1 protein-coding gene is annotated in these 285 nt (G+C 60.7%); it reads left to right on the top strand.

All coding sequences use genetic code 11. The annotated features are described in order from the left end of the window. The coding region (locus tag QSV36_RS14700; protein WP_289132661.1) for a hypothetical protein at positions 1-285 on the top strand (285 nt) is incomplete at both ends.

Below are 285 nucleotides of genomic sequence, written 5' to 3'. Positions count from 1 at the left end.
TGTCACTGCACCAGACAACGTCTATGTCGGCGCTAACGACGCCGTGATCAAGTCGATCGCATCGGTCAGTGGCACCGACGTCGGCAAGTTCGAACAACTGACCCTGGACAAGACTCCGGTCAGCACCACGGTCACCGACGAGCCAGGTACGCCGGGCAACCCAGGCGGCAACAACGAAGGCGACCTGGTCAAGGTCACCATCACCGCCGACCAGCCTTCGGTGGCCGAGAACGTCAAACCGACCTTCACGGTAAACATCAACCAGGCACTGGCCCACGATCTGGT

The sequence above is a fragment of the Pseudomonas sp. BCRC 81390 genome, from assembly GCF_030341915.1.
Classification (GTDB): Bacteria; Pseudomonadota; Gammaproteobacteria; order Pseudomonadales; family Pseudomonadaceae; genus Aquipseudomonas.
This window is presented reverse-complemented; position numbering and strand designations above follow the sequence as displayed.